Genomic DNA, 18,833 nt, shown 5'->3' with positions numbered 1-18,833 from the left:
ATGACCTGGGCGCGGGTGATGCGCGGCATGAACTCCATGGCGAAGGCGTTGACGCCGGCCTCGGCGTAGGCCTTCACGTGGTCGCGGCTGTTGTGCGGGTTCAGGATGGCGAACAGCAGCGCGCCCTTGCGGATCAGGGCGAGTTCGTCGGTCTCCCCCTCCCCGGCGATCAGCGGGCGCTGCACCTTCAGAACGATGTCGGCATCGGACAGCGCCGAGGCGGCGTCGGTCGCGATGGCGGCGCCGGCCGCCTCGAAGGCGGAATCGAGAATGCTGGAGCCGAGGCCGGCCCCGCTCTCCACCACCACGTCCAGGCCGAGGGTTTTGAATTTCTTGACGGTGTCGGGAGACGCGGCGACGCGGAGTTCGCCCGCGCGGCGCTCCCTGGGTATGGCGATCTTCATGTCGGTTTGGCTTTCGAAAGCCGCCACCGGGCGGCGCGCCGCCACGTGAGCGGGTCCTGCGCGCCAGCGGCTGGTGATCTTGAGAAAAGTTGGAGGCGTCGCGGCGGTGCGTGCCCCCTCCCTAACCCTCCCCCGCGTTGCGGGAGAGGGGACTGCCGCAGCACTCCCGCAAAGCTCCCGGCCCCCTCTCCCGCGCGAGCGGGGGAGGGTCGGGGAGGGGGCAAACGCGCCCCACCCCTCACTGGTTGGCGGCGACCGGGTAGTCCCAGGAATCGCCGGCCGGGACCGGCATGTCCTCCAGTTGGCGGCGGATCAGGTCGCGGACGCTGACCACCCCGACCAGCGTCGCGCCGTCCAGCACCGGCACATGGCGGATGCCGTGCTCGTCCATCAGGCTCAGCACGTGGCGCACGCTGTCCAACGGGTGGCAGCAGACGGGGTCGCGCGCCATCAGCGCCGACACCGGCAGCGTCAGGATCTCCGGCCCGCGATCGACCAGACCGCGCGCCACGTCGCGCTCTGAGATCACGCCGACCACCGTGTTGCCCTCGGTCCGGCAGACGTCCTTGACGACCAGGGCGCCGGTGTTCTCCGTCTTCATCAGACGCAGGGCCGTGTCCACCGTCTCGTTGACGCGCACCATGCCGATGCGCGTGCCCTTCTTGCGGAGAATGTCCTCGACTCTCATGACGCCCCTCCCCTTCCCGCTTGAGTGTCCAAATCCCTGGGTCCGGCCTCCCGCCTATTGGGCCGCCACGGACGGTTCGAGTTCCGGCTGACGGGCCGGCTGGGGCCGCGTGTAGATCCCGGCGACCTCGCCGCGCTGGCGCACCAGCGCCAGCACCACGTCGATGGTCGGCGTCGGCACCTCGACCATGCGGCCCATCTCCTGGACGACCGACAGCAGCGCGTCGATCTCCATCGGGCGGCCGCGCTCCAGATCCTGGAGCATCGAGGTCTTGTGCGCGCCGACCGCCCCGGCGCCGTTAATGCGGCGCTCCACGTCGACGCGGAAATGCACGCCCAGCCGGTCGCCGATCCGCTTGGCCTCCAGCATCATCGCCTTGGCGACGGCACGGGTCTCCGGATCGCCGCAGATGACCTCCAGCGTCGCGTGGGTCAGCGCGCTGATCGGGTTGAAGCACAGGTTGCCCCACAGCTTCAGCCAGATCTCGTCGCGGATGCGGTCGAGCACCGGCGCCCGCAGGCCCCCGGCCTCCATCGCCTTCGACAGCGCCATCACCCGGTCGGACATCGAGCCGTCCGGCTCGCCCAACGAGAACTTGTCGCCGTAGATGTGCTGGATGACGCCGGGCGCCACCACCTCGGTCGCCGGATAGACGACGCAGCCGATGGCGCGCTGCGGCCCGAAGCCGTTCCACTGCGCGCCGCCCGGATCGACCGAATCCAGCACCCGCCCGTCGAAATCGCCGCCCGTGCCGTAGAAATACCAATAAGGAATGCCGTTCACGGCGGTGACCACGGCGGTGTCCGGCCCCAGAAGCGGCTGGATCGCCGGCACGACGCCGGGAACCGAATGGGCCTTCAGCCCGATGATCACGTAGTCCTGCGGTCCCAGCTCCGCCGGGTTGTCGGTGCAGCGGGGGTGGACGACGGTCTTCTCCTCCCCCACGATCAAGGTCACCCCGTTCTCGCGCATCGCGGCCAGATGCGCGCCGCGCGCCACCAGGCTGACCTCCGCCCCGGCCTGGTGAAGGCGCACGCCGAGATAGCCGCCGATGGCGCCGGACCCATAAATGCAGATCTTCATGCCCGATCCCTCTCCCCCGTTGTCGGCCTTGTGGCCGGGCAGCCTTTGCAGCGGCGGCCAACAGTCGGTTGCTCTGACTGTATGTGGAGTTTGGTATACCACATACCGTATGTCAATGCGGAAAGTGGGGAGACCGACGAGAAGGGCCGGAAACCGGCCGGATGGACCGGATCACGCACCTTTGGCGAAGAAATAAAGGGTCAGCGCCGCGCCGATCAGGACGACTCCGGTTTTCAGACGCCTGGGATCGACCCGTTTGGCGCCAATGGCTCCCGCATAGCCGCCGGCCACCGCCGCCACGGCCATTGCCAGCGTCTCCGGCCAGGACACCGCGCCGGCGAAAGCGAAGGCGGCCACCGCCGCGCCGTTCATCAGCATGGCGAGCAGGATGCGCAGGCCGTTCATGGCGTGGATGTCGCGCAGCCCGAACAGCGTCAGCGCCGCCAGCATCAGGAAACCGATCCCGCCGCCGAAATAGCCGCCATAGACGGCGATGAGAAACTGCACGACCAGCACGCCGCGCCCACCCAGCCGCAGCCGGGACACCACGCCCGGCGCGTAATGGCCGATGGCGAAGACCCCGGTGGCGAACGCCAGCAGCCAGGGCACGAAATCGGCGAACAGCGCGTTCGGTGTCACCAGCAGCAGCACGGCGCCGACCAGACCGCCGATCAGGCTGAGGATGGCGAATTGCGTGACGTTGACCTCGGCGACGCCGCCGATCTCGCGCCGGTAGGCCCAACTGCTGGCCGCCTGCCCCGGGAACAGCGCGACGGTGCTCGACGCGTTGGCGCTGACCGGCGGCACCCCGGCGAACAGCAAGGCGGGAAAGGTGATGAAGGCTCCGCCCCCGGCGACCGCGTTCAGCGCCCCGGAGGCGAAGGCCGCCACCATAAGAAGACTCATGGACAGCATGCGCGTCTCCCATGCTTTCGGGCGTTGACCGCCCAATCCGTATTGTGTATACAGAATATCAAGAAGAACGAAGCGGCTCTCAAACGCGAAGCGCACCGACTCCGGGGCCGGGGCTACGGCCGCAGTGTCGGTGCGCTTGGTCGAAACCTTCCCCGGTCCACGCCCCCCGGCTGGACCGGGTCCGGCTTCGTCTCACGCGTCCTTAAGGCCGGCGTCCTGTCAGTCGGCGCCCTCGGTCGCCAGCTTGACGCGGGTCGGCGCGGATTCGGCGATCTGCCGGGCGCGCATCGGCTTCAGGACGAACAGGGCGAGGAAGGCGGCGATGGCGTTCACCGCGGCGGCGAAGAAGAACACCGCCTGCCAGCTTCCCGTGGAGGCCACGGCGACGTTGGCGAAGGGCACGACCAGCGACGCGGTCCCCTTGGCGGTGTAGAGCAGCCCGGCGTTGGTCGTCGCGAACTTCGAGCCGAAGCTGTCGCCGCAGCAGGCGGGGAACAGGCTGTAGATCTCGCCCCAGGCGAAGAAGACCAGACCGGTCAGGATCACGAAGGCGACCGGGTTGTGGCCCCACTGGTTCAGCGCCAGGATGCCGACGCATTCGATGGCGAAGGCGATGAACATGGTGTTCTCGCGGCCGATGTTGTCCGACACCCAGCCGAAGAAGGGACGGGTCAGGCCGTTCAGCACGCGGTCGATCGACAGGGCGAAGGTCAGCGCCGGCAAGGTCAGGCCCATGATGCTGACGGGAACGCCGTCGAGGTGGAAGTCCTTGGCAATGGGGCCGAGCTGGGCCGTCGCCATCAGGCCGCCCGCCGCCACCATGGCGAACATCAGATACATGACCCAGAAGGTCGGAGTCTTCAGCATCTCCTGCGGGGTGTAGTTGCGGCGGCTCTGGTTGACCGACGCGCTCGTCACCTTGGGCAGTTGGTCGGCGTGCGGCTCGGCCAGGAACCAGGCGAGCAGGAAGACGACGGCGCCCTGGCCAAGGCCGAAGGTCATGAAGGTCGCCTCGTAGCCGGACGACGCGATCATGTTGGCGATGGGAACGACGGTCAGGGCCGAACCGGCGCCGAAGCCGGCCGCCGTGATGCCCGCCGCCAGACCGCGCCGGTCGGGGAACCACTTCAGCGCGTTGCCGACGCAGGTGCCGTAGACGCCGCCGGCGCCGATGCCGCCGATCGCCGCGCCCAGATACAGCATCGCCAGCGAATCCGCGACGGAGTTGATGGCCCAGGCCAGCGCGCAGAGGGCGCCACCGACGACCACGACGATGCGCGGCCCGAACTTGTCCACGAACCAGCCTTCGACCGGCACCAGCCAGGTCTCGGTCACCACGAAGATGGTGAAGGCCACCTGGATCGCCGCCCGGCCCCACTGGTGCTTTTCTTCGATGGGGGTGACGAACAGGGTCCAGCCGTACTGAAGATTGGCGATCATCGACATGCAGATGACGCCAATGACCAATTGCATCCATCGACCGCCGAGAGGTCCGTTTTGGACTCCGGATTGGGATTGGTGCATTTTTTCATTCCTCCTTTGAAGCGTGCTCTCTTCCAGGTCGGGCGTTGTTCTTGTCTCGATGCTTTTGTGGTTTGGAAGGCGGAGGAAGCGCGGCGGAATGCGGCGCCGCGGCCTCCACAGCCCCTGTTGGGGTGCTTTGAGACCCGGCCAGATGTGAAGGTCTGAGTTTCATATCTGGAATTATCAATATGGTATACCAGATGCCGACCCCTTGTAAACCGATTAGTGGCATCCCCAATTGTTTTAACCCCCCTCAGTCCGCCGCCCCTTTTTCCGTCTTGCTGAATGGCCGCGCTCTGGCATATGGTATGCCAGAGCGCGGCCGAGAGCGGCACCCAGGCCCCTGCGGCGCGCTCCGAACCCCTGGCCCCGCGACCACGGACACGGCTTCCTCCGCTGTGGATCCCGGGCTCCTGGGTGGTTCCGCCCATCCCCACCGACACGCCTCAAAAGAAGGAGACGAGCGCCATGGAGCAGCAAACCGTCGAGATCGTCCTCGCCCGGGACGACGCCGACATCGCGGCCAGCTTTCCGGTCATGAAGGAATTGCGGACCCATCTGGCCGACCCGGACGTCTACCGCGCGCAGATCCGCCGGCAGATGGATGACGGCTACACGCTGGCCCTGGTGCGGATTGACGGCGAGGTCGCCGGCTGCGGCGGCTTCCGTGTGCACGAGACGCTGTCGCGCGGGCGCTACATGTATGTGGAGGATCTGGTGACCGCGTCGCAGAAGCGGTCCTACGGGCTGGGCGACAAGCTGTTCGACTGGTTGACCGCCGAGGCGCGCGAGCGCGGCTGCGCCCAATTGGAGATCGTGTCGGGCGTCCAGCGCGGCGAGGCTCACCGCTTCTACCACCGCAAGCGGATGACCATCAAAGCGTTCCAGCTGGTGCTGCCGCTGGCTTGAGCGCCCATCGCCGTTCCGGCAACGAAAAAGGCGGCCCCGTCGGGGGCCGCCTTTTTCATGCCTGTGGGCTTCCGATCGGAATTCGGGCGAATCAGAACGCGCGGGGGAAGCTCGCCCAACTCGGACCGGGGGCCTCGTCCTCGGTCTCCGCCTTCACCGGGTTGACGCGGCGGAGCGGGCTGGTGGTGAAACGCTCGGACTCGGCCTGGGCGGCGCCGACCCGCGCCACCAGCAGATGATGCACCGTTCCGGCGAAGACGGAGAGCACAAGCGCGAGAGCCAGCATTTCCAACATGTTCGTCGCTCCAGAAATCTCGGTGTGTGGGCTTTTTTCTTGTCAGGGTTCCGTTATGACGCACTGCAACAGATGGGGCAAGGTTCTTGGTATACAAGGTACCGAATACCCGTTATGCGTATTTCGCATTTCGCACCGCAGCAAGGCATGCGTTTCAAACATACCGTATCGCGGAATATCTTTAAAATCCGCTGTTTCAACAGCAAGATGTCCACAGCGATCCACCGCCCGCGAAATTATCCGCAACGGTGAAATTGTTTGATTGGCGTACTGTATTTGGTATACCATAATGCCCATGGATCGCCGCGATCATCCGTCCCCGCTTCCCCACGCCAGCACCACGGAGGACACGCCATGAGGGTCGAACACATTCTGCGCACCAAGGAATCCCGCGTCGTCGCCGTCCGCACCACGGCGACGGTGGCCGAGGCGATCCAGTTGATGAAGGCGGAAAACGTCAGCGCGCTGCTCGTCAAGGAGGTCTGCCGGACCGAGGGCAACACGCTGGCCGGCGTGCTGTCGGAACGCGACATCGTGCACGCCCTGCTGGAGCGCGGCTCGTCCCTGCTGCCGATGCCGGTCTCGCAGTTGATGACCCGCGCGCCCATCACCTGCGCGCCAAGCGACAGCCTGCACCACGCGCTGCACCTGATGGACCGCCACCACATCCGGCACCTGCCGGTGCTCGACGACGGGCATCTGGTCGGCGTCGTCAGCGCGCGCGACTTCACCAAGCTGCAATTGCAGGAACTGAGCGCGGCCGAACCGCTGCCGGCTTCGCCGACGCTCCACCTGCACTGAGTCCAGATCGCCTGCCGGCCCCGCGCCGCCGCCGTGCCGCCGCGCACGCGGCGGCGCTTTCCCATGGGAGAACCGTTCCGTGACGACCCTGATCTTCACGCATTCCGATTGCTTCGCCCACGACACCGGCCCCGGCCACCCCGAAGCACCGGAGCGGCTCGCCGTGGTTTGGGAGGTGCTGGACCGCGAGGAATTCCGCGGCCTGGAACGCCGCGACGCGCCCGAGGCCGGCGTCGAGCAGCTCGCCCGCGTGCACGATCGCGCCTATGTGGACATGGTTCTGGACGGCGTGCCGGCGCAAGGCTACCACCGGCTCGACGGCGACACGCTGCTGTCGCCGGGATCGCGCGGCGCCATCCTGCGCGCCGCCGGGTCGGTCTGCGCGGCAGTCGACGCGGTGATGACGGGCGAGGCCGCCAACGCCTTCTGCGCCGTCCGTCCCTGCGGCCACCACGCCGAGCCGGCCCGCGCCATGGGGTTCTGCGTGTTCAACAACATCGCCGTTGGCGCGCTGCACGCGCGCGACCGCCACGGGCTCTCCCGCATCGCGGTCGTCGATTTCGACGTGCACCACGGCAACGGCACCCAGTCGATGTTCACCGACGATCCGGAGCTGTTCTTCGCCTCGACCCACCAGTCGCCGCTCTACCCCGGAACCGGCGCGCCCTGGGAGCGCGGGGTCGCCGACAACATCCTCAACCTGCCGCTGGAGCCCTACAGCGGCTCCGTCGAGTTCCGCCAGGCGATGGAGCGGGCCATCCTGCCGGCGCTGGAGGCCTTCGCCCCGGAGTTGCTGCTGATCTCCGCCGGCTTCGACGCCCACGCGCGCGACCCGCTGGCCCAGCTCGGCCTGACCGGCGCCGATTTCGAATGGGTGACGCGCAAGCTGGTCGAGACCGCCGACCGCCACTGCGGCGGCCGGGTGGTCTCGGTGCTGGAGGGCGGCTACGACGCGGTCGGGCTGGCCGAGGGCTGCGCCGCCCACCTGCGCGCCCTGATGCGCGCCTGATCCTCAGGCCGCGTTCCGCGCTGCATTCCGCGTCCATTCCAGCAGCCGGGCGACGGCGCCGTCCGGTTCGGTCCGCGTCAGCGGCGCGGCCCCCGCCAGCACGGCGCCGCTCGACCCGTCGATGGTCATGAGATCGCCGCCGCGCAGCGTCACCGCGCCGACGGTCAGGACGCCCCGCTCCACGTCGATGCGCAGCGTGCGGGCGCCGGCGACGCAGGGACGCCCCAGCCCGCGCGCCACCGTAGCGGCGTGGCTGGTGAAGCCGCCGCGCGCGGTCAGGATGCCCGCCGCCGCCTGCATGCCCAGGATGTCGTCCGGCGCGGTTTCCGGCCGGCACAGGATCACCGCCACGCCGCCGGCCGCCAGCCGCACCGCCTCGTCCCCGGTGAAGGCCAGACGGCCGGTGACCGCCCCCGGCGAGGCCGGCAGCCCGATGGCCAGAGCCTCGGCCTCCGCGCCCGGCGCCAGGGTCGGGCGCAGCAGCTCGTCCAGCGCGCGCGGATCGACCCGGCGCACCGCCTCCTCGCGGGTGATGATCCCCTCTTCCGCCAGATCGACCGCGATGCGGACCGAGGCGGCCGAGGAGCGTTTCCCGGCGCGGGTCTGGAGGATGAAGAGGCGGCCGGATTCGACCGTGAACTCGATGTCCTGCATGTCGCCGAAGGCGCGCTCCAGCCGTCCGGCGACCGATAATAGCGCTGCGAAAACGTCGAGCATGCGGCGTTCCATGGAGCCGGAAGGCAAGCCCCCCACGGCACGCCCCCGCTCGGCGCTCTGGCGCTCGGTCAGCGGGTCGGGGTCGCGGACGCCCGACACCACGTCCTCGCCTTGGGCGTTGGCGAGGAACTCGCCGCACAGCCCCGGCTCGCCGGTGGAGGGGTCGCGGGTGAACAGCACGCCGGAGCCCGAGCGTTCGTCGCGGTTTCCGAACGCCATCGCCTGCACCGTCACCGCCGTGCCGCCCTGGTCGGGCAGCCCGTGCAGCGCCCGGTAAGCCACGGCGCGCGGGTTGTTCCAGGACCGGAACACCGCGCCGATGGCCTCGCGCAGCTGCTCGCGCGGATCCTGCGGGAAGGGACGGCCGCAGGCCTCCTGCACCGCCTGTCGGTAGCGCGGCAGCAGGATTTGCCAATCCTCGGCGGTCAGATCGGCGTCGCGGACCAGGCCACGCGCCCGCTTGTGCCCGTCCAGCAGGTCGTCGAAGGCGTGGGCCGGAACGCCCAGCACCACCGGCGCGTAGGTTTGGATCAGCCGGCGGTAGCAGTCGTAGGCGAAGCGGGCGTCGCCGTGGCGCTCCGCCAGCCCCTCCACCGTCGCGTCGTTCAGGCCGAGATTCAGCACCGTGTCCATCATGCCGGGCATCGAGACCTTGGCGCCCGAGCGCACCGCCAGCAGCAGCGGGGCGTCGCGCCCGCCGAAGCGCGCGCCGGAGCGGGCCTCCAGCGCGGCCAGCGCCGCCTCGATCCGCCGCTCCAGGGCCGGTGGCAGACGATGGCCGTCCGCCCGCACCCGCTGCCCGGCGCCGGTGGTCAGGATGAAGCCCGGCGGCACCGGCACCCCGAGCCGCGCCATCGCGGCCAGCCCGGCGCCCTTGCCGCCCAGCCGCTCCGGATCGGCGGGACCGTCCAGAACGGCGCCCGCGCCGAACTCGACGATCCAGCCGGGGCTGTCCACACCCTCATCGGGTACGGCATCCGGTACGGCATCGGGTACGACGGCGACCGACACGGCGGCAGCGGCTGTGCAAGCGTTGAAGGCCCTCACATCCAAACCCGTGTCCATGCGCCGTTCCTCCTTAGCCGTATCCCGGACCGTACCGGGCCATCCTATAAAATTGGGTGTTTGCACCGCAGTGCACAACAGCACTTTTAGGCAATTTTCACAATGCGGAATGCGTGCAAGACTTACACTTTCTTACCCAAGAGTGACTTTTTCGACAGGGGTGTCGATTGGATGGAACCCGCAGCCGGCGGGTATCCGAAACACCGGACCGGCCGGCGTCTCCACCACACCCGGCTGGATCGGCGACAGGTCGCAGCCCGCCGCCAGACGGAGCGCCGAGTCCGGGTCGGCGCAGCCGGCCAGACGCAGCAGGATCATCCGGGTCACGAAGACCAGCCGGCACGTCCCGGCGTCGGCGTCGGCCAGGATGCGACGCGGCGTGGTCCACCGCCCGGCGACCGCTTCGCCGCCGTCCATCACCGGGGTCTGGCCGGGCGGCAGGCGCGCCAGGAGGAACAGCGTGTCGAATCGGCGCGGCAGCGTGTCCGGCGTCACCCAGCGGCTGAAGGGAACCGCGCGGGCCGGCGCCGGGACCAACGCGGCCTCGTCCAGGGCCTCGGCGAAGATCCGACCGGCCGCCATCGCCCGGCGCAGCGACTCCAGCCGCGCGGCGTCCGGCGGGTCGTCGGTCAGCAGCAGCCCGCATTCCTCGAAAGCCTCGCGGAGAGCGGCGACGCGCTGGGGCAGGTCGGCCGGAGCCGCACCGTCCGGCCAGAAGCGCCGCCAGCCCGGCGCGTGGTCCTCCCCCTCCAGCCGCCCGCCGGGAAACACGGTGGCGCCGGGGGCGAAGCGCAGTCCCCCGTGCCGTTCGATCATGAAGAGTTCCAAGCCTTCCGCGCCATCGCGCAGCAGGACGAGGGACGCGGCCGGGCGCGGTTCCACGGGGAGGGTTGTCATGGCGTCAGTGTGGCTTGGCCTTGGCGGGCTGTCCACCGCAGGGCCGGTGCGGGTGTCTCACCATGCGGAAAAGGGCACCCCCTGCGGTTGACCCTCCAACCCCGGCGATCCCAGCATCCGCCCCGACACACCGTTCGTCCGCCCTGCTTACGGGGCGCACAAGGAAGCTCATCGCCATGCCGCTCCACCGCAGCACCAAGATCGTCGCGACGCTGGGTCCGGCGAGTTCGACCGAAGCCCAGATCGTCGCCCTTGCGCAGGCCGGCGTGAACGTCTTCCGTCTGAACGCCAGCCACGGCACCCAGCCCGAGCACGCCCTGCGCTACGCCCGCATCCGCGCCGCCGAGGACCGGCTGGGCCGCCCGATCGGCGTGCTGCTCGACCTCCAGGGGCCGAAGCTGCGGGTCGGCACCTTCGCCTACGGGCCGGTGGATCTGGGCATCGGCGACTCGTTCCGGCTCGATCTCGACCGCCGGCCGGGCGACCGGAAGCGCGTCGCCCTGCCCCACCCGGAGGTCTTCGCCAGCCTGGAGCCCGGCCACGACCTGCTGCTGAACGACGGGCGCATCCGTCTGCGCGTGCTGGCCTGCGGCGCCGATTTCGCCGAGACCGAGGTGATCGCCGGCGGCACCCTGTCCGACCGCAAGGGCGTCAACGTCCCCGGCACCGCGCTGGCCCTGACCGCCCTGTCGGAGAAGGACCGCAGCGACCTCGCCTTCGGCCTGGAACTGGGGGTGGACTGGATCGGCCTCAGCTTCGTCCAGCGCCCGGAGGACATCGAGGAGGCGCGCGCCCTGATCGGCGACCGCGCCCATGTGATGACCAAGATCGAGAAGCCCGCCGCCTTGCCGACGCTGGACCGCATCATCGAACTGTCCGACGCCGTGATGGTCGCGCGCGGCGATCTCGGCGTGGAGTTGCCGCCGGAGGATGTGCCGGGCCTCCAGAAGAGGATCATCCGGCTCAGCCGCGCCATGGGCAAGCCGGTGATCGTCGCCACCCAGATGCTGGAATCGATGATCGCCGAGCCGACGCCCACCCGCGCCGAGGCGTCGGACGTCGCCAACGCGGTCTACGACGGGGCCGACGCGGTGATGCTGTCGGCGGAATCGGCGTCCGGCCGCTACCCGGTGGAGGCGGTGGCGATGATGAACCGCATCGTCCACAAGGTGGAACGCGATCCGCTCTACCGCCGCATTATGGACGCCGAGCATCCCCACCCGGAGGCGACCGCGCCCGACGCCCTGACCGCCGCCGCCCGGCAGATCGCCGAGACGATCTCGGCGGCCGGGATCGTCACCTTCACCACCACCGGCTCCACCACGCTGCGCGCGGCGCGGGAGCGGCCGACGGTGCCGATCCTCGGCCTCAGCGCCCGGCGCGAGACCGCCCGGCGCCTGTCGCTGGCCTGGGGCGTCCACGCGGTGTGGACCGACGACGTGCAGAACTTCTCGGAGATGGTCGGCCGCGCCGCCTCGGCGGCCACCGCCGCCGGCATCGGCCGCACGGGCCAGCCGCTGGTGGTGACGGCCGGCGTTCCCTTCGGCACGCCCGGCATGACCAACAGCCTGCGCGTCGTCACCATCGACGCCGAGGACGAGCCGCCCGCCGCGCCGGCCGGGGCCGCGCGGCAGACGGAAACGGTCTGACCGGTGGGAGAGGCGAACCGCCCCGTCTTGGAAGCCTCAGTTCAGGAAGTCGCAGTGCTTCTCGACATGGGCGGCCAGCCCGATGGTGTGCTCGCGGACTAGACGCTCGGCCAGATCGGCGTCGCGGGCCTCCAGGGCCTTGATGATCGCCTTGTGGTCGTGGATCGAGCGCTCGGCCCGGTTGTCCTGGCCGATGGTCAGCTTGCGGATCGCCCGGATGTGGATGAACAGGTTGTCGGTGACGTCCTGGATCAGCTTCGACCCGCTGAGCTGGATGATGCTCTTGTGGAAGGCGATGTTGGCGTCGGAATACTCACTGACATGGTCGGTCGGGCGCCGTTCCTCGAAGCCGCCGAACAGGTCCCACAGCTTGTGGATCTCGGCCGCCGGGGCGCTCTGCGCCGCCATGCGCGCCGCCATGCTTTCCAGCGCCGCCCAGACCTGGATCATCTCGATGATCTCGGTCTTGGTCTTGCGGATGACGAAGATGCCCCGTCGCGGCTGCAGGCGGATGAAGCCCTCCTGCTCCAGCAGGGTCAGCGCCTCGCGGATGGGGGTGCGGCTGACGCCGAGAAGGTCGCTGAGCTGGCGCTCGTCCAGGCGGATCTCGTCGTCGTGGTCGTAGATGTCCATCTCCGTGATCGCCTGCTTCAGCGCGTGATAGACCTGACTGCGGAAGGTCGTTCCGGTGTCGAGCGGCTGAACGTTGAGCGATGGAGCGGCCATGGTCCTGCGTGTCCTCGTAGCGCGCCGCAACCTGGGCGCGGTGTGCCGATCCGGGCGATCGGCTTTTCGTATCTCACATACCAGATGCATCCAATGTCCTGAAAAGTCCAGGACTATCCGGCGGAATCAGGGGGCCGCGCGGGGCGCCGCCAAGGCCGCCAACAGCCCCGCCACCGCCGCCGGATCGCGCATCGCCACGCCCATCGCCGCCACCCCGGCGGCGCCCGATTCCCGGCAGGCGAGCACGGCGTCGGGCGTCTCCACCCCGCCCAGCGCGACGACCGGAAGCCCCGAGTCGGCCGCCATCCGCCGCAGCCCGTCCACGCCGAGCCACGGGCCGTAGCCGGGTTTGCTCGCCGACGCGAAGACCGGCGACAGGGTGGCGTAGTCGGCGCCCTGCGCCGCCGCGCGCGCCAGCCCGGCCGCGTCGTGGGCCGAGACTCCGATCAGCGCCCCCTCCCCCAGCAGCGCCCGCGCCGCCGCCGCGTCGCCGCCGTCCGGCAGATGCACCCCCGCCGCCCCGGCGGCCAGCGCGAGAGCCGGGTCGCCGTGCAGCGTGACCGTCGCCGACCACGCCCGCCCCCGCCCGACCAGCGCGCGGGCGAGGTCCAGCCGGTCGGCGTCCGGCAGGTCCTTGTCGCGCAGGGACAGCCAGCGCAGGCCCAGCGCAAACAACCTGTCCGCCAGATCCGCCAGGGGGCAGGCCGCCTGCGAACGGTCGGTGATGACAAGCAGGGATGGTGTGGGCAGAGGCATGAAGAAAGCCTTCAGGGCGATCGTGAAGCCCCTCTACCCTTGCGGGAGAGGGGTTGGGGTGAGGGGTAACGCAACCTTCCCAGCTTTCGCTGGGCTGCACCCCTCATCCCAACCCTTCTCCCGCAAGGGGAGAAGGGCTTCAAGAGACGCGAAGCTCCTAACTTCCCGATCCAATCGAAACTTTGTTTTTCCGCCCTTCGGAAAGACATCGGCGAATTGTTGGCGTCACGGACGATCCGGCGCGATCCTAGCGGTCCAAAGCCCCACGACCCCAATCGCAAAGGGGGATTATTGCTTGGTATTGACACTGTCCGTCAAACGGATGATCGTTGGCGAGGGCATGGGGCATTTGGCATGCCAGTCGCGACGATCAGCCATCGGTGGCGGGCACCTTGGCACCGGCACGCCTGGAATTCACGAAAAAGATCCGCCACCCCATCCCGCTGCAACCGGAACGAGGCAACGGCCGCAAAGGCCCCCGTCCGGCCGTCCGAACGACCATAAGAATTCGGGTGCAAACGGGAGGAGATGCAATGATCTTGCGGGGATCGCGCAACGCCGGACCAATCGGCGGGCGGTGGATGCAGTTGCTCATCGGCGTCGTCTGCATGTCGATGATCGCCAATCTTCAATACGGCTGGACGCTGTTCGTCGAGCCCATCGACGACAAGACCGGATGGGGCCGCACGGCGATCCAGGTCGCCTTCACCATCTTCGTGGTAACCGAGACCTGGCTGGTGCCGGTCGAGGGCTGGTTCGTCGACAAATTCGGGCCGCGCATCGTCGTGCTGATCGGGGCGGTGCTCTGCGCGCTGTCCTGGATGCTGAACGCGATGGCCGACTCGCTGGCCCTGCTCTACGTCGCGGCGGCCATCGGCGGCATCGGGGCGGGCGGGGTCTACGGCACCTGCGTCGGCAACGCGCTGAAATGGTTTCCCGACCGGCGCGGTCTGGCGGCGGGCATCACGGCGGCCGGCTTCGGTGCCGGCTCCGCGCTGACCGTCGTCCCCATCGCCACGATGATCGAGTCCTCCGGCTACGAGGCCACCTTCATGGCCTTCGGCGTCGGCCAGGGGCTGGTGGTGTTCCTGCTGGCCTGGTTCATGGTCGCCCCGCCCAAGGAGGGTCCCGCCGGAGCCGCCGCCGCCGCGCAGACCCGGCGCCACTACGCCCCGCAGGAGATGCTGCGGACGCCGGTCTTCTGGGTTATGTACCTGATGTTCACCATGGTGGCGGCGGGCGGCCTGCTGGTGACGGCGCAGCTCGGCCCCATCGCGGCGGACTACAACCTGGAGAAGGCCCCGGTCAGCCTGCTGGGCCTGACCCTGCCGGCGCTGACCTTCGCCCTGTCGATCGACCGCGTGCTGAACGGGATCACCCGTCCCTTCTTCGGCTGGGTGTCGGACCACATCGGGCGCGAGAACACCATGTTCGTCGCCTTCTCCATCGAGGCGGTGGGGGTGATGGCGCTGTCGGCCTACGGCAGCGACCCGGTGGCCTTCGTGCTGCTGACCGGTCTGGTGTTCTTCGCCTGGGGCGAGATCTACAGCCTGTTCCCGGCCTGCTGCGGCGACACCTTCGGCTCGAAGTTCGCCGCGACCAACGCCGGTCTGCTCTACACCGCCAAGGGCACGGCGGCCCTGCTGGTGCCGTTCGGCAACATCATGGTGGAGGCGTCGGGAAGCTGGCAGACGGTGTTCTACAGCGTCGCCATCGTCAACGCGCTGGCCGCCTTCCTCGCTCTGTTCGTCCTGAAACCGATGCGGACCCGCACCGTCGCCGCCGCGACGCGCGCCGCCCCGCGCCTGACGACGCGCCTCGCCGACTGACGCGGGCGGCGGGGGCCGGGGGGGCACCGCCAACCCCGGAACCCCCGCCATGACCCCCGCCAGCACGCCTCCTGCCACCACACCCAGCCTGTTCACGCGCCTGCGGATCGGCGTCAAGATCCATCTCCTGGTCGGGCTGATGACCGGCGTCGCGGCGCTGGTCGGTTTGGTCGGCCTCGACACGCTGCTCGCCCACGACGCGCTGGTCGCCGACATGCGGCTGGCCTCCGCTCGCGCCGTGATGGGGGAGCGGGTCAACGGCCTGATGCTGTCGGTGGTGATGGATTCGCGCGGCATCTACATGGCCCGCGACCGCGCCGAGGCGGAGAAGTTCGCCCGCCCCCTGCTCGACGGCCTCAAGGCGCTCGACGGCGCGATGGTCCAGTGGCAGGCCCTGCTGCCGCCGGGCCACGGTGGCGACCTCGACGCCGCCACGGCCCGCGCGCGGGAGTTCATCCGCTTCCGCACCGAGCTGGTGCGGCTGGCGCGCGAGGACGAACTGCCGGCCGCGCGGGCCTATGGCGACAACGACGCCAACCGGACCAACCGCAAGGCGCTGAACGACCTGATCCAGGCGCTGGCCGCCCGCAACGCCGCCGAGGTCGAGGACCTCAACGCCGCCATGGACCGCCACACCCGCGAGCGCATGGCGCTGATGCTGGCGATCCTGGCCGGCGGCACGCTGGGGGGGACGGCGCTGGCCTCGGCGGTCGGCAGCCGCTTCATCGCCCGGCCGCTGCGCCGGATGACCGACGCGATGAACGCGCTGGCCGCCGGGGACACCGCCAGCGCGTGCCCGCAGCACGACAGCCGCGACGAGATCGGCGACATGGGCCGCGCGCTCCAGGTCTTCCGCCGCAACGCGCTCGACCGCGAGCGTCTGGCCGCCGAACACGCCGCCGCCGAGGCCGCCCGTTACCGCCGCGCCCTGACGGTGGAGCGTCTCATCGACCAGTTCGCCGGCTCCGCCACCCGCGTCTTCGGCACGGTGGTCGAGTCGGCGACGACGCTGGACGGGACCGCGCGCGGCCTGACCCTGGTGGCCGAACAGACCAACCGGCAGGCCGCGAACTGTGCCGCGACGGCGCAGCAGACCTCCGCCAACGTCGCGAGCATGGCGACCGCGACCGAGCAGATGACGGCGACGGTGCGCGACATCGCCCATCAGGTGGTGCAGTCCACCGGCATCGTCGGCGAGGGCAAGCGGCAGGCGGAGAGCACCGACCTGACCGTGCGGGCGCTGGCCGAGGCGGCGGACCGCATCGGCCGGGTGGTCAAGCTGATCCACGACATCGCCGACCAGACCAACCTCCTGGCGCTGAACGCCACCATCGAGGCCGCCCGCGCGGGTGAGGCGGGGAAGGGCTTCGCGGTGGTGGCCGGCGAGGTGAAGGCGCTGGCCAACCAGACCGCCCGCGCGACGGAGGAGATCGGCGCCCAGGTCGCCGCCATGCGCGACGCCACCGACGGGGCGGTGCAGGCCATCGCCGCCATCGGCGCGACCATCGAGTCGATGCACGCGGTGGCGAGCTCCATCGCGGCGGCGGTCGACCAGCAGACGGCGGCGGCCGGCGAAGTTTCCCGCAACGTCCAGCAGGCGGCGACCGGCACGCAGCACGTCTCGGCCAGCCTCGATCAGGTCACCCGCGCGTCCCGCGACACCGGGGCGGCGGCGGCGCAGGTTCTGGGGGCGGGCGAGACCCTGTCCCGCCACGCCCACGAATTCCAGGCCGAGATGGAGCGCTTCCTCGCCGGCATCCGCGCGGCGTGAGAATTCTCGGCCACAGCTGCCCCCTCCCCATCCCTCCCCCGCCTTTGGCGGGAGAGGGGGCCGGACCCTTGCAAAAATCCTGTGGCAGTCCCCTCTCCCGCGTCAGCGGGGGAGGGTTAGGGAGGGGGCAACCGTAGAGGCACCACGCGGCTCGCTCAGCCCCGCAGCACGTCCAGCGCCCTCAGCCCCTCCACCGCGTGGTCGACGAAGGCGCGCACCCGTCCCGGCATGAAGCGCGCCGTCGGCACCACCACGTGGACCGGCAGGGGCGGCGGCTCCGTCTCCGGCATCAGCCGCACCAGCGTGCCGGCGGCCAGATCCTCGGCCACCTGGTAGGAGAGCGGGCGCGCGATGCCCTGCCCCTCGCGCGCGGCCAGCAGCGCCGGCTCGACGTGGCTGACCGTCAGGCGGGGAGCGAGGCGCACCACCCGCTCCCGCCCGTCCAGCGTGAAACGCCATTCCGGCGGGTTGGGACGCGGAGCGCTGGCGATGGTGTCGTGCCGCGCCAGATCCTCCGGCAGGCGGGGACTTCCACGCTCGGCCAGATAGGCCGGGCTGGCGACCAGCACCCGCCCGACCTGCCCGACCCGGCGGGCGACCTGCCCCGAATCCGGCAATTCCCCGATGCGGATGGCGACGTCCAGCGCCGCGTCGATCAGGTCGAGGTTGCGGTCGGACAGCTCCAGCTCGACCCGGATGTCCCGATAGGCGTGCATGAAGCCGATCACCAGCGGCGTCACGTGCTTGCGCCCGAACATCACCGGCGCCGTCACCCGCAGCCGGCCGCTCAAGGGGCGCTCGGTTCCGGCGGCGATCAGCGCCTCGTCGTAGTCGGCCAGCAGCCGCCGCGCCTGCTCGGCGAGCCGCCGACCCTCCTCCGTCGGCGCGAGGCTGCGCGTCGTGCGCTCGATCAGCCGCACGCCCAGCCGCTCCTCCAGCCCGGCGAGGCCGCGCGTCACCGCCGCCGCCGACCGCCGCAGCCGTTTGGCCGCCCCCGCCAAGCTGCCGGCGTCGAGGATGGCGACGAACAGCGCAAGCTCGTCCAGGCGGTCCATGCAATCTTCCAGTTTCCGCAAGAGTTCCTTGCGATGAGAGGGCATTCCGCCGATCCGGCGCAAGTGGTTTCCTAAGGGCATCCCATCCCCCGCCTGCGAGGAACGCCCCGATGACCGAACCCACCATCACGCTGTACGGAATGTCGCTGTCCGGCCACGCCCATCGGGTGGAAGCCTTCCTGACCATCCTCGGCCTGCGGCACCGCTATGTGGAAACCACCCCGGAGCTGAGGCGGAGCGAGGAGTATCTGGCGATGAACCCGCTGGGGCAGTTGCCGGTCCTGGTGGACGGCGACACCGTGGTGCCGGATTCCAACGCCATCCTGGTCTACCTCGCCGGCCGCTACGACGCGTCGGGGCTGTGGCACCCGAAGGATCCGGTCCAGGCGGCGGCGGTGCAGCGCTGGCTGTCCATCGCCGCCGGCGAAATCCGCTTCGGGCCGTCGCGGGCGCGCTTCCTCACCGTCTGGGGCGGGCCGCACTCGATGGCCGACGCACAGGCGACCGCCGCCCGTGTCCTGCCCTTCATGGACGGCCATCTGGCGGCACGCGACTGGCTGGCCGCCGAGCGGGCGACCATCGCCGACCTCGCCTGCTACGCCTACGTCGCGCGGGCGCCGGAGGGGGGCGTGGCGCTCGATCCCTACCCGGCGCTGCGCCGCTGGTTGGAGCGGGTGGAGGCGCTGCCGGGCTTCACCGCCATGCCGCACGCCCCCGTATCGCAACCCGCCTGATCCCAC

General features: G+C 70.0%; 17 protein-coding genes and 1 pseudogene. 7 read left to right on the top strand and 11 right to left on the bottom strand.

Going from position 1 to position 18,833, the window contains the following annotated elements; translation table 11 throughout:
* The 5 genes and pseudogenes from EJ913_RS27975 to oxlT (EJ913_RS27955) form a co-directional block, all read right to left on the bottom strand.
* Positions 1-404: pseudogene (locus EJ913_RS27975) on the bottom strand (NAD(P)(+) transhydrogenase (Re/Si-specific) subunit alpha); the annotation flags it as partial.
* Between the two features lie 238 nt (positions 405-642).
* Positions 643-1,092, bottom strand: a complete 450-nt coding sequence (locus EJ913_RS27970; protein ID WP_127004155.1) for a CBS domain-containing protein — start codon at positions 1,090-1,092, stop codon at positions 643-645.
* A gap of 54 nt (positions 1,093-1,146) precedes the next feature.
* Positions 1,147-2,175, bottom strand: a complete 1,029-nt coding sequence (locus tag EJ913_RS27965) for a 2-dehydropantoate 2-reductase (RefSeq protein WP_127004153.1) — start codon at positions 2,173-2,175, stop codon at positions 1,147-1,149.
* A 171-nt stretch (positions 2,176-2,346) separates the two neighbouring features.
* Positions 2,347-3,090: a sulfite exporter TauE/SafE family protein gene (locus tag EJ913_RS27960; protein ID WP_127004151.1), complete on the bottom strand. Its 744-nt coding sequence runs from the start codon at positions 3,088-3,090 to the stop codon at positions 2,347-2,349.
* Between the two features lie 219 nt (positions 3,091-3,309).
* Positions 3,310-4,563 (bottom strand): oxalate/formate MFS antiporter, encoded by a 1,254-nt coding sequence (gene oxlT / locus EJ913_RS27955; RefSeq protein WP_404323526.1) that lies wholly within the window; start codon positions 4,561-4,563, stop codon positions 3,310-3,312.
* Between the two features lie 519 nt (positions 4,564-5,082).
* Here oxlT (EJ913_RS27955) and EJ913_RS27950 point away from each other — a divergent pair.
* On the top strand, positions 5,083-5,523 hold the full coding sequence (locus EJ913_RS27950; protein WP_127004147.1) for a GNAT family N-acetyltransferase: 441 nt from the start codon (positions 5,083-5,085) through the stop codon (positions 5,521-5,523).
* 91 nt (positions 5,524-5,614) lie between these two features.
* Here the strand turns inward: EJ913_RS27950 and EJ913_RS27945 are convergent, their stop codons facing one another.
* Positions 5,615-5,818, bottom strand: a complete 204-nt coding sequence (locus EJ913_RS27945; protein WP_127004145.1) for a hypothetical protein — start codon at positions 5,816-5,818, stop codon at positions 5,615-5,617.
* Between the two features lie 354 nt (positions 5,819-6,172).
* Between EJ913_RS27945 and EJ913_RS27940 the strand changes: the two genes are divergently transcribed.
* Both EJ913_RS27940 and EJ913_RS27935 read left to right on the top strand, forming a co-directional pair.
* Positions 6,173-6,619 (top strand): CBS domain-containing protein, encoded by a 447-nt coding sequence (locus tag EJ913_RS27940; protein WP_127004143.1) that lies wholly within the window; start codon positions 6,173-6,175, stop codon positions 6,617-6,619.
* 79 nt (positions 6,620-6,698) lie between these two features.
* Positions 6,699-7,628: a histone deacetylase family protein gene (locus tag EJ913_RS27935; protein ID WP_127004141.1), complete on the top strand. Its 930-nt coding sequence runs from the start codon at positions 6,699-6,701 to the stop codon at positions 7,626-7,628.
* A gap of 3 nt (positions 7,629-7,631) precedes the next feature.
* Here EJ913_RS27935 and EJ913_RS27930 read toward each other — a convergent pair whose 3' ends face one another.
* Complete coding sequence (locus tag EJ913_RS27930; RefSeq protein ID WP_127004139.1) at positions 7,632-9,410, bottom strand: pyruvate, phosphate dikinase; 1,779 nt, start codon at positions 9,408-9,410, stop codon at positions 7,632-7,634.
* A 132-nt stretch (positions 9,411-9,542) separates the two neighbouring features.
* Complete coding sequence (locus EJ913_RS27925) at positions 9,543-10,307, bottom strand: NUDIX hydrolase (RefSeq protein ID WP_127004137.1); 765 nt, start codon at positions 10,305-10,307, stop codon at positions 9,543-9,545.
* Positions 10,308-10,483: 176 nt separating this feature from the next.
* On the opposite strand from EJ913_RS27925, the gene pyk reads away from it, so the two are divergent.
* Positions 10,484-11,956 (top strand): pyruvate kinase, encoded by a 1,473-nt coding sequence (gene pyk, locus EJ913_RS27920; protein ID WP_127004135.1) that lies wholly within the window; start codon positions 10,484-10,486, stop codon positions 11,954-11,956.
* Between the two features lie 36 nt (positions 11,957-11,992).
* On the opposite strand, the gene EJ913_RS27915 is transcribed toward pyk, so the two are convergent.
* Complete coding sequence (locus tag EJ913_RS27915) at positions 11,993-12,682, bottom strand: GntR family transcriptional regulator (RefSeq protein WP_127004133.1); 690 nt, start codon at positions 12,680-12,682, stop codon at positions 11,993-11,995.
* A 126-nt stretch (positions 12,683-12,808) separates the two neighbouring features.
* Positions 12,809-13,438: a thiamine phosphate synthase gene (locus tag EJ913_RS27910; RefSeq protein ID WP_185909974.1), complete on the bottom strand. Its 630-nt coding sequence runs from the start codon at positions 13,436-13,438 to the stop codon at positions 12,809-12,811.
* A 581-nt stretch (positions 13,439-14,019) separates the two neighbouring features.
* On the opposite strand from EJ913_RS27910, the gene oxlT (EJ913_RS27905) reads away from it, so the two are divergent.
* Together oxlT (EJ913_RS27905) and EJ913_RS27900 are read left to right on the top strand one after the other, a co-directional pair.
* On the top strand, positions 14,020-15,267 hold the full coding sequence (oxlT, locus tag EJ913_RS27905; RefSeq protein ID WP_404323530.1) for an oxalate/formate MFS antiporter: 1,248 nt from the start codon (positions 14,020-14,022) through the stop codon (positions 15,265-15,267).
* A gap of 49 nt (positions 15,268-15,316) precedes the next feature.
* Positions 15,317-17,038, top strand: coding sequence for a methyl-accepting chemotaxis protein (locus tag EJ913_RS27900; protein WP_127004129.1), 1,722 nt, complete (start codon positions 15,317-15,319; stop codon positions 17,036-17,038).
* Between the two features lie 155 nt (positions 17,039-17,193).
* Here the strand turns inward: EJ913_RS27900 and EJ913_RS27895 are convergent, their stop codons facing one another.
* Positions 17,194-18,093 carry a LysR family transcriptional regulator gene (locus tag EJ913_RS27895; RefSeq protein WP_127004127.1) on the bottom strand — a complete coding sequence of 300 codons (900 nt, stop codon included), beginning with the start codon at positions 18,091-18,093 and terminating at the stop codon, positions 17,194-17,196.
* Between the two features lie 110 nt (positions 18,094-18,203).
* Between EJ913_RS27895 and EJ913_RS27890 the strand changes: the two genes are divergently transcribed.
* Positions 18,204-18,827, top strand: coding sequence for a glutathione S-transferase family protein (locus EJ913_RS27890; RefSeq protein ID WP_127004125.1), 624 nt, complete (start codon positions 18,204-18,206; stop codon positions 18,825-18,827).
* Positions 18,828-18,833: the final 6 nt, after the last annotated feature.

This window comes from Azospirillum doebereinerae, from assembly GCF_003989665.1.
In the GTDB taxonomy this organism is placed as follows: Bacteria; Pseudomonadota; Alphaproteobacteria; order Azospirillales; family Azospirillaceae; genus Azospirillum; species Azospirillum doebereinerae.
This window is presented reverse-complemented; position numbering and strand designations above follow the sequence as displayed.

Excerpts from the sequence above, each read along its gene's own strand:
- EJ913_RS27970 (WP_127004155.1), bottom strand. The coding sequence starts at position 1,092 with ATGAGAGTCGAGGACATTCTCCGCAAGAAGGGCACGCGCATCGGCATG.
- EJ913_RS27965 (WP_127004153.1), bottom strand. The coding sequence starts at position 2,175 with ATGAAGATCTGCATTTATGGGTCCGGCGCCATCGGCGGCTATCTCGGC.
- EJ913_RS27960 (WP_127004151.1), bottom strand. The coding sequence starts at position 3,090 with ATGCTGTCCATGAGTCTTCTTATGGTGGCGGCCTTCGCCTCCGGGGCG.
- oxlT (WP_404323526.1), bottom strand. The coding sequence starts at position 4,563 with ATGCAATTGGTCATTGGCGTCATCTGCATGTCGATGATCGCCAATCTT.
- EJ913_RS27950 (WP_127004147.1), top strand. The coding sequence starts at position 5,083 with ATGGAGCAGCAAACCGTCGAGATCGTCCTCGCCCGGGACGACGCCGAC.
- EJ913_RS27945 (WP_127004145.1), bottom strand. The coding sequence starts at position 5,818 with ATGTTGGAAATGCTGGCTCTCGCGCTTGTGCTCTCCGTCTTCGCCGGA.
- EJ913_RS27940 (WP_127004143.1), top strand. The coding sequence starts at position 6,173 with ATGAGGGTCGAACACATTCTGCGCACCAAGGAATCCCGCGTCGTCGCC.
- EJ913_RS27930 (WP_127004139.1), bottom strand. The coding sequence starts at position 9,410 with ATGGACACGGGTTTGGATGTGAGGGCCTTCAACGCTTGCACAGCCGCT.
- EJ913_RS27925 (WP_127004137.1), bottom strand. The coding sequence starts at position 10,307 with ATGACAACCCTCCCCGTGGAACCGCGCCCGGCCGCGTCCCTCGTCCTG.
- pyk (WP_127004135.1), top strand. The coding sequence starts at position 10,484 with ATGCCGCTCCACCGCAGCACCAAGATCGTCGCGACGCTGGGTCCGGCG.
- EJ913_RS27915 (WP_127004133.1), bottom strand. The coding sequence starts at position 12,682 with ATGGCCGCTCCATCGCTCAACGTTCAGCCGCTCGACACCGGAACGACC.
- EJ913_RS27910 (WP_185909974.1), bottom strand. The coding sequence starts at position 13,438 with ATGCCTCTGCCCACACCATCCCTGCTTGTCATCACCGACCGTTCGCAG.
- oxlT (WP_404323530.1), top strand. The coding sequence starts at position 14,020 with ATGCAGTTGCTCATCGGCGTCGTCTGCATGTCGATGATCGCCAATCTT.
- EJ913_RS27900 (WP_127004129.1), top strand. The coding sequence starts at position 15,317 with ATGACCCCCGCCAGCACGCCTCCTGCCACCACACCCAGCCTGTTCACG.
- EJ913_RS27895 (WP_127004127.1), bottom strand. The coding sequence starts at position 18,093 with ATGGACCGCCTGGACGAGCTTGCGCTGTTCGTCGCCATCCTCGACGCC.
- EJ913_RS27890 (WP_127004125.1), top strand. The coding sequence starts at position 18,204 with ATGACCGAACCCACCATCACGCTGTACGGAATGTCGCTGTCCGGCCAC.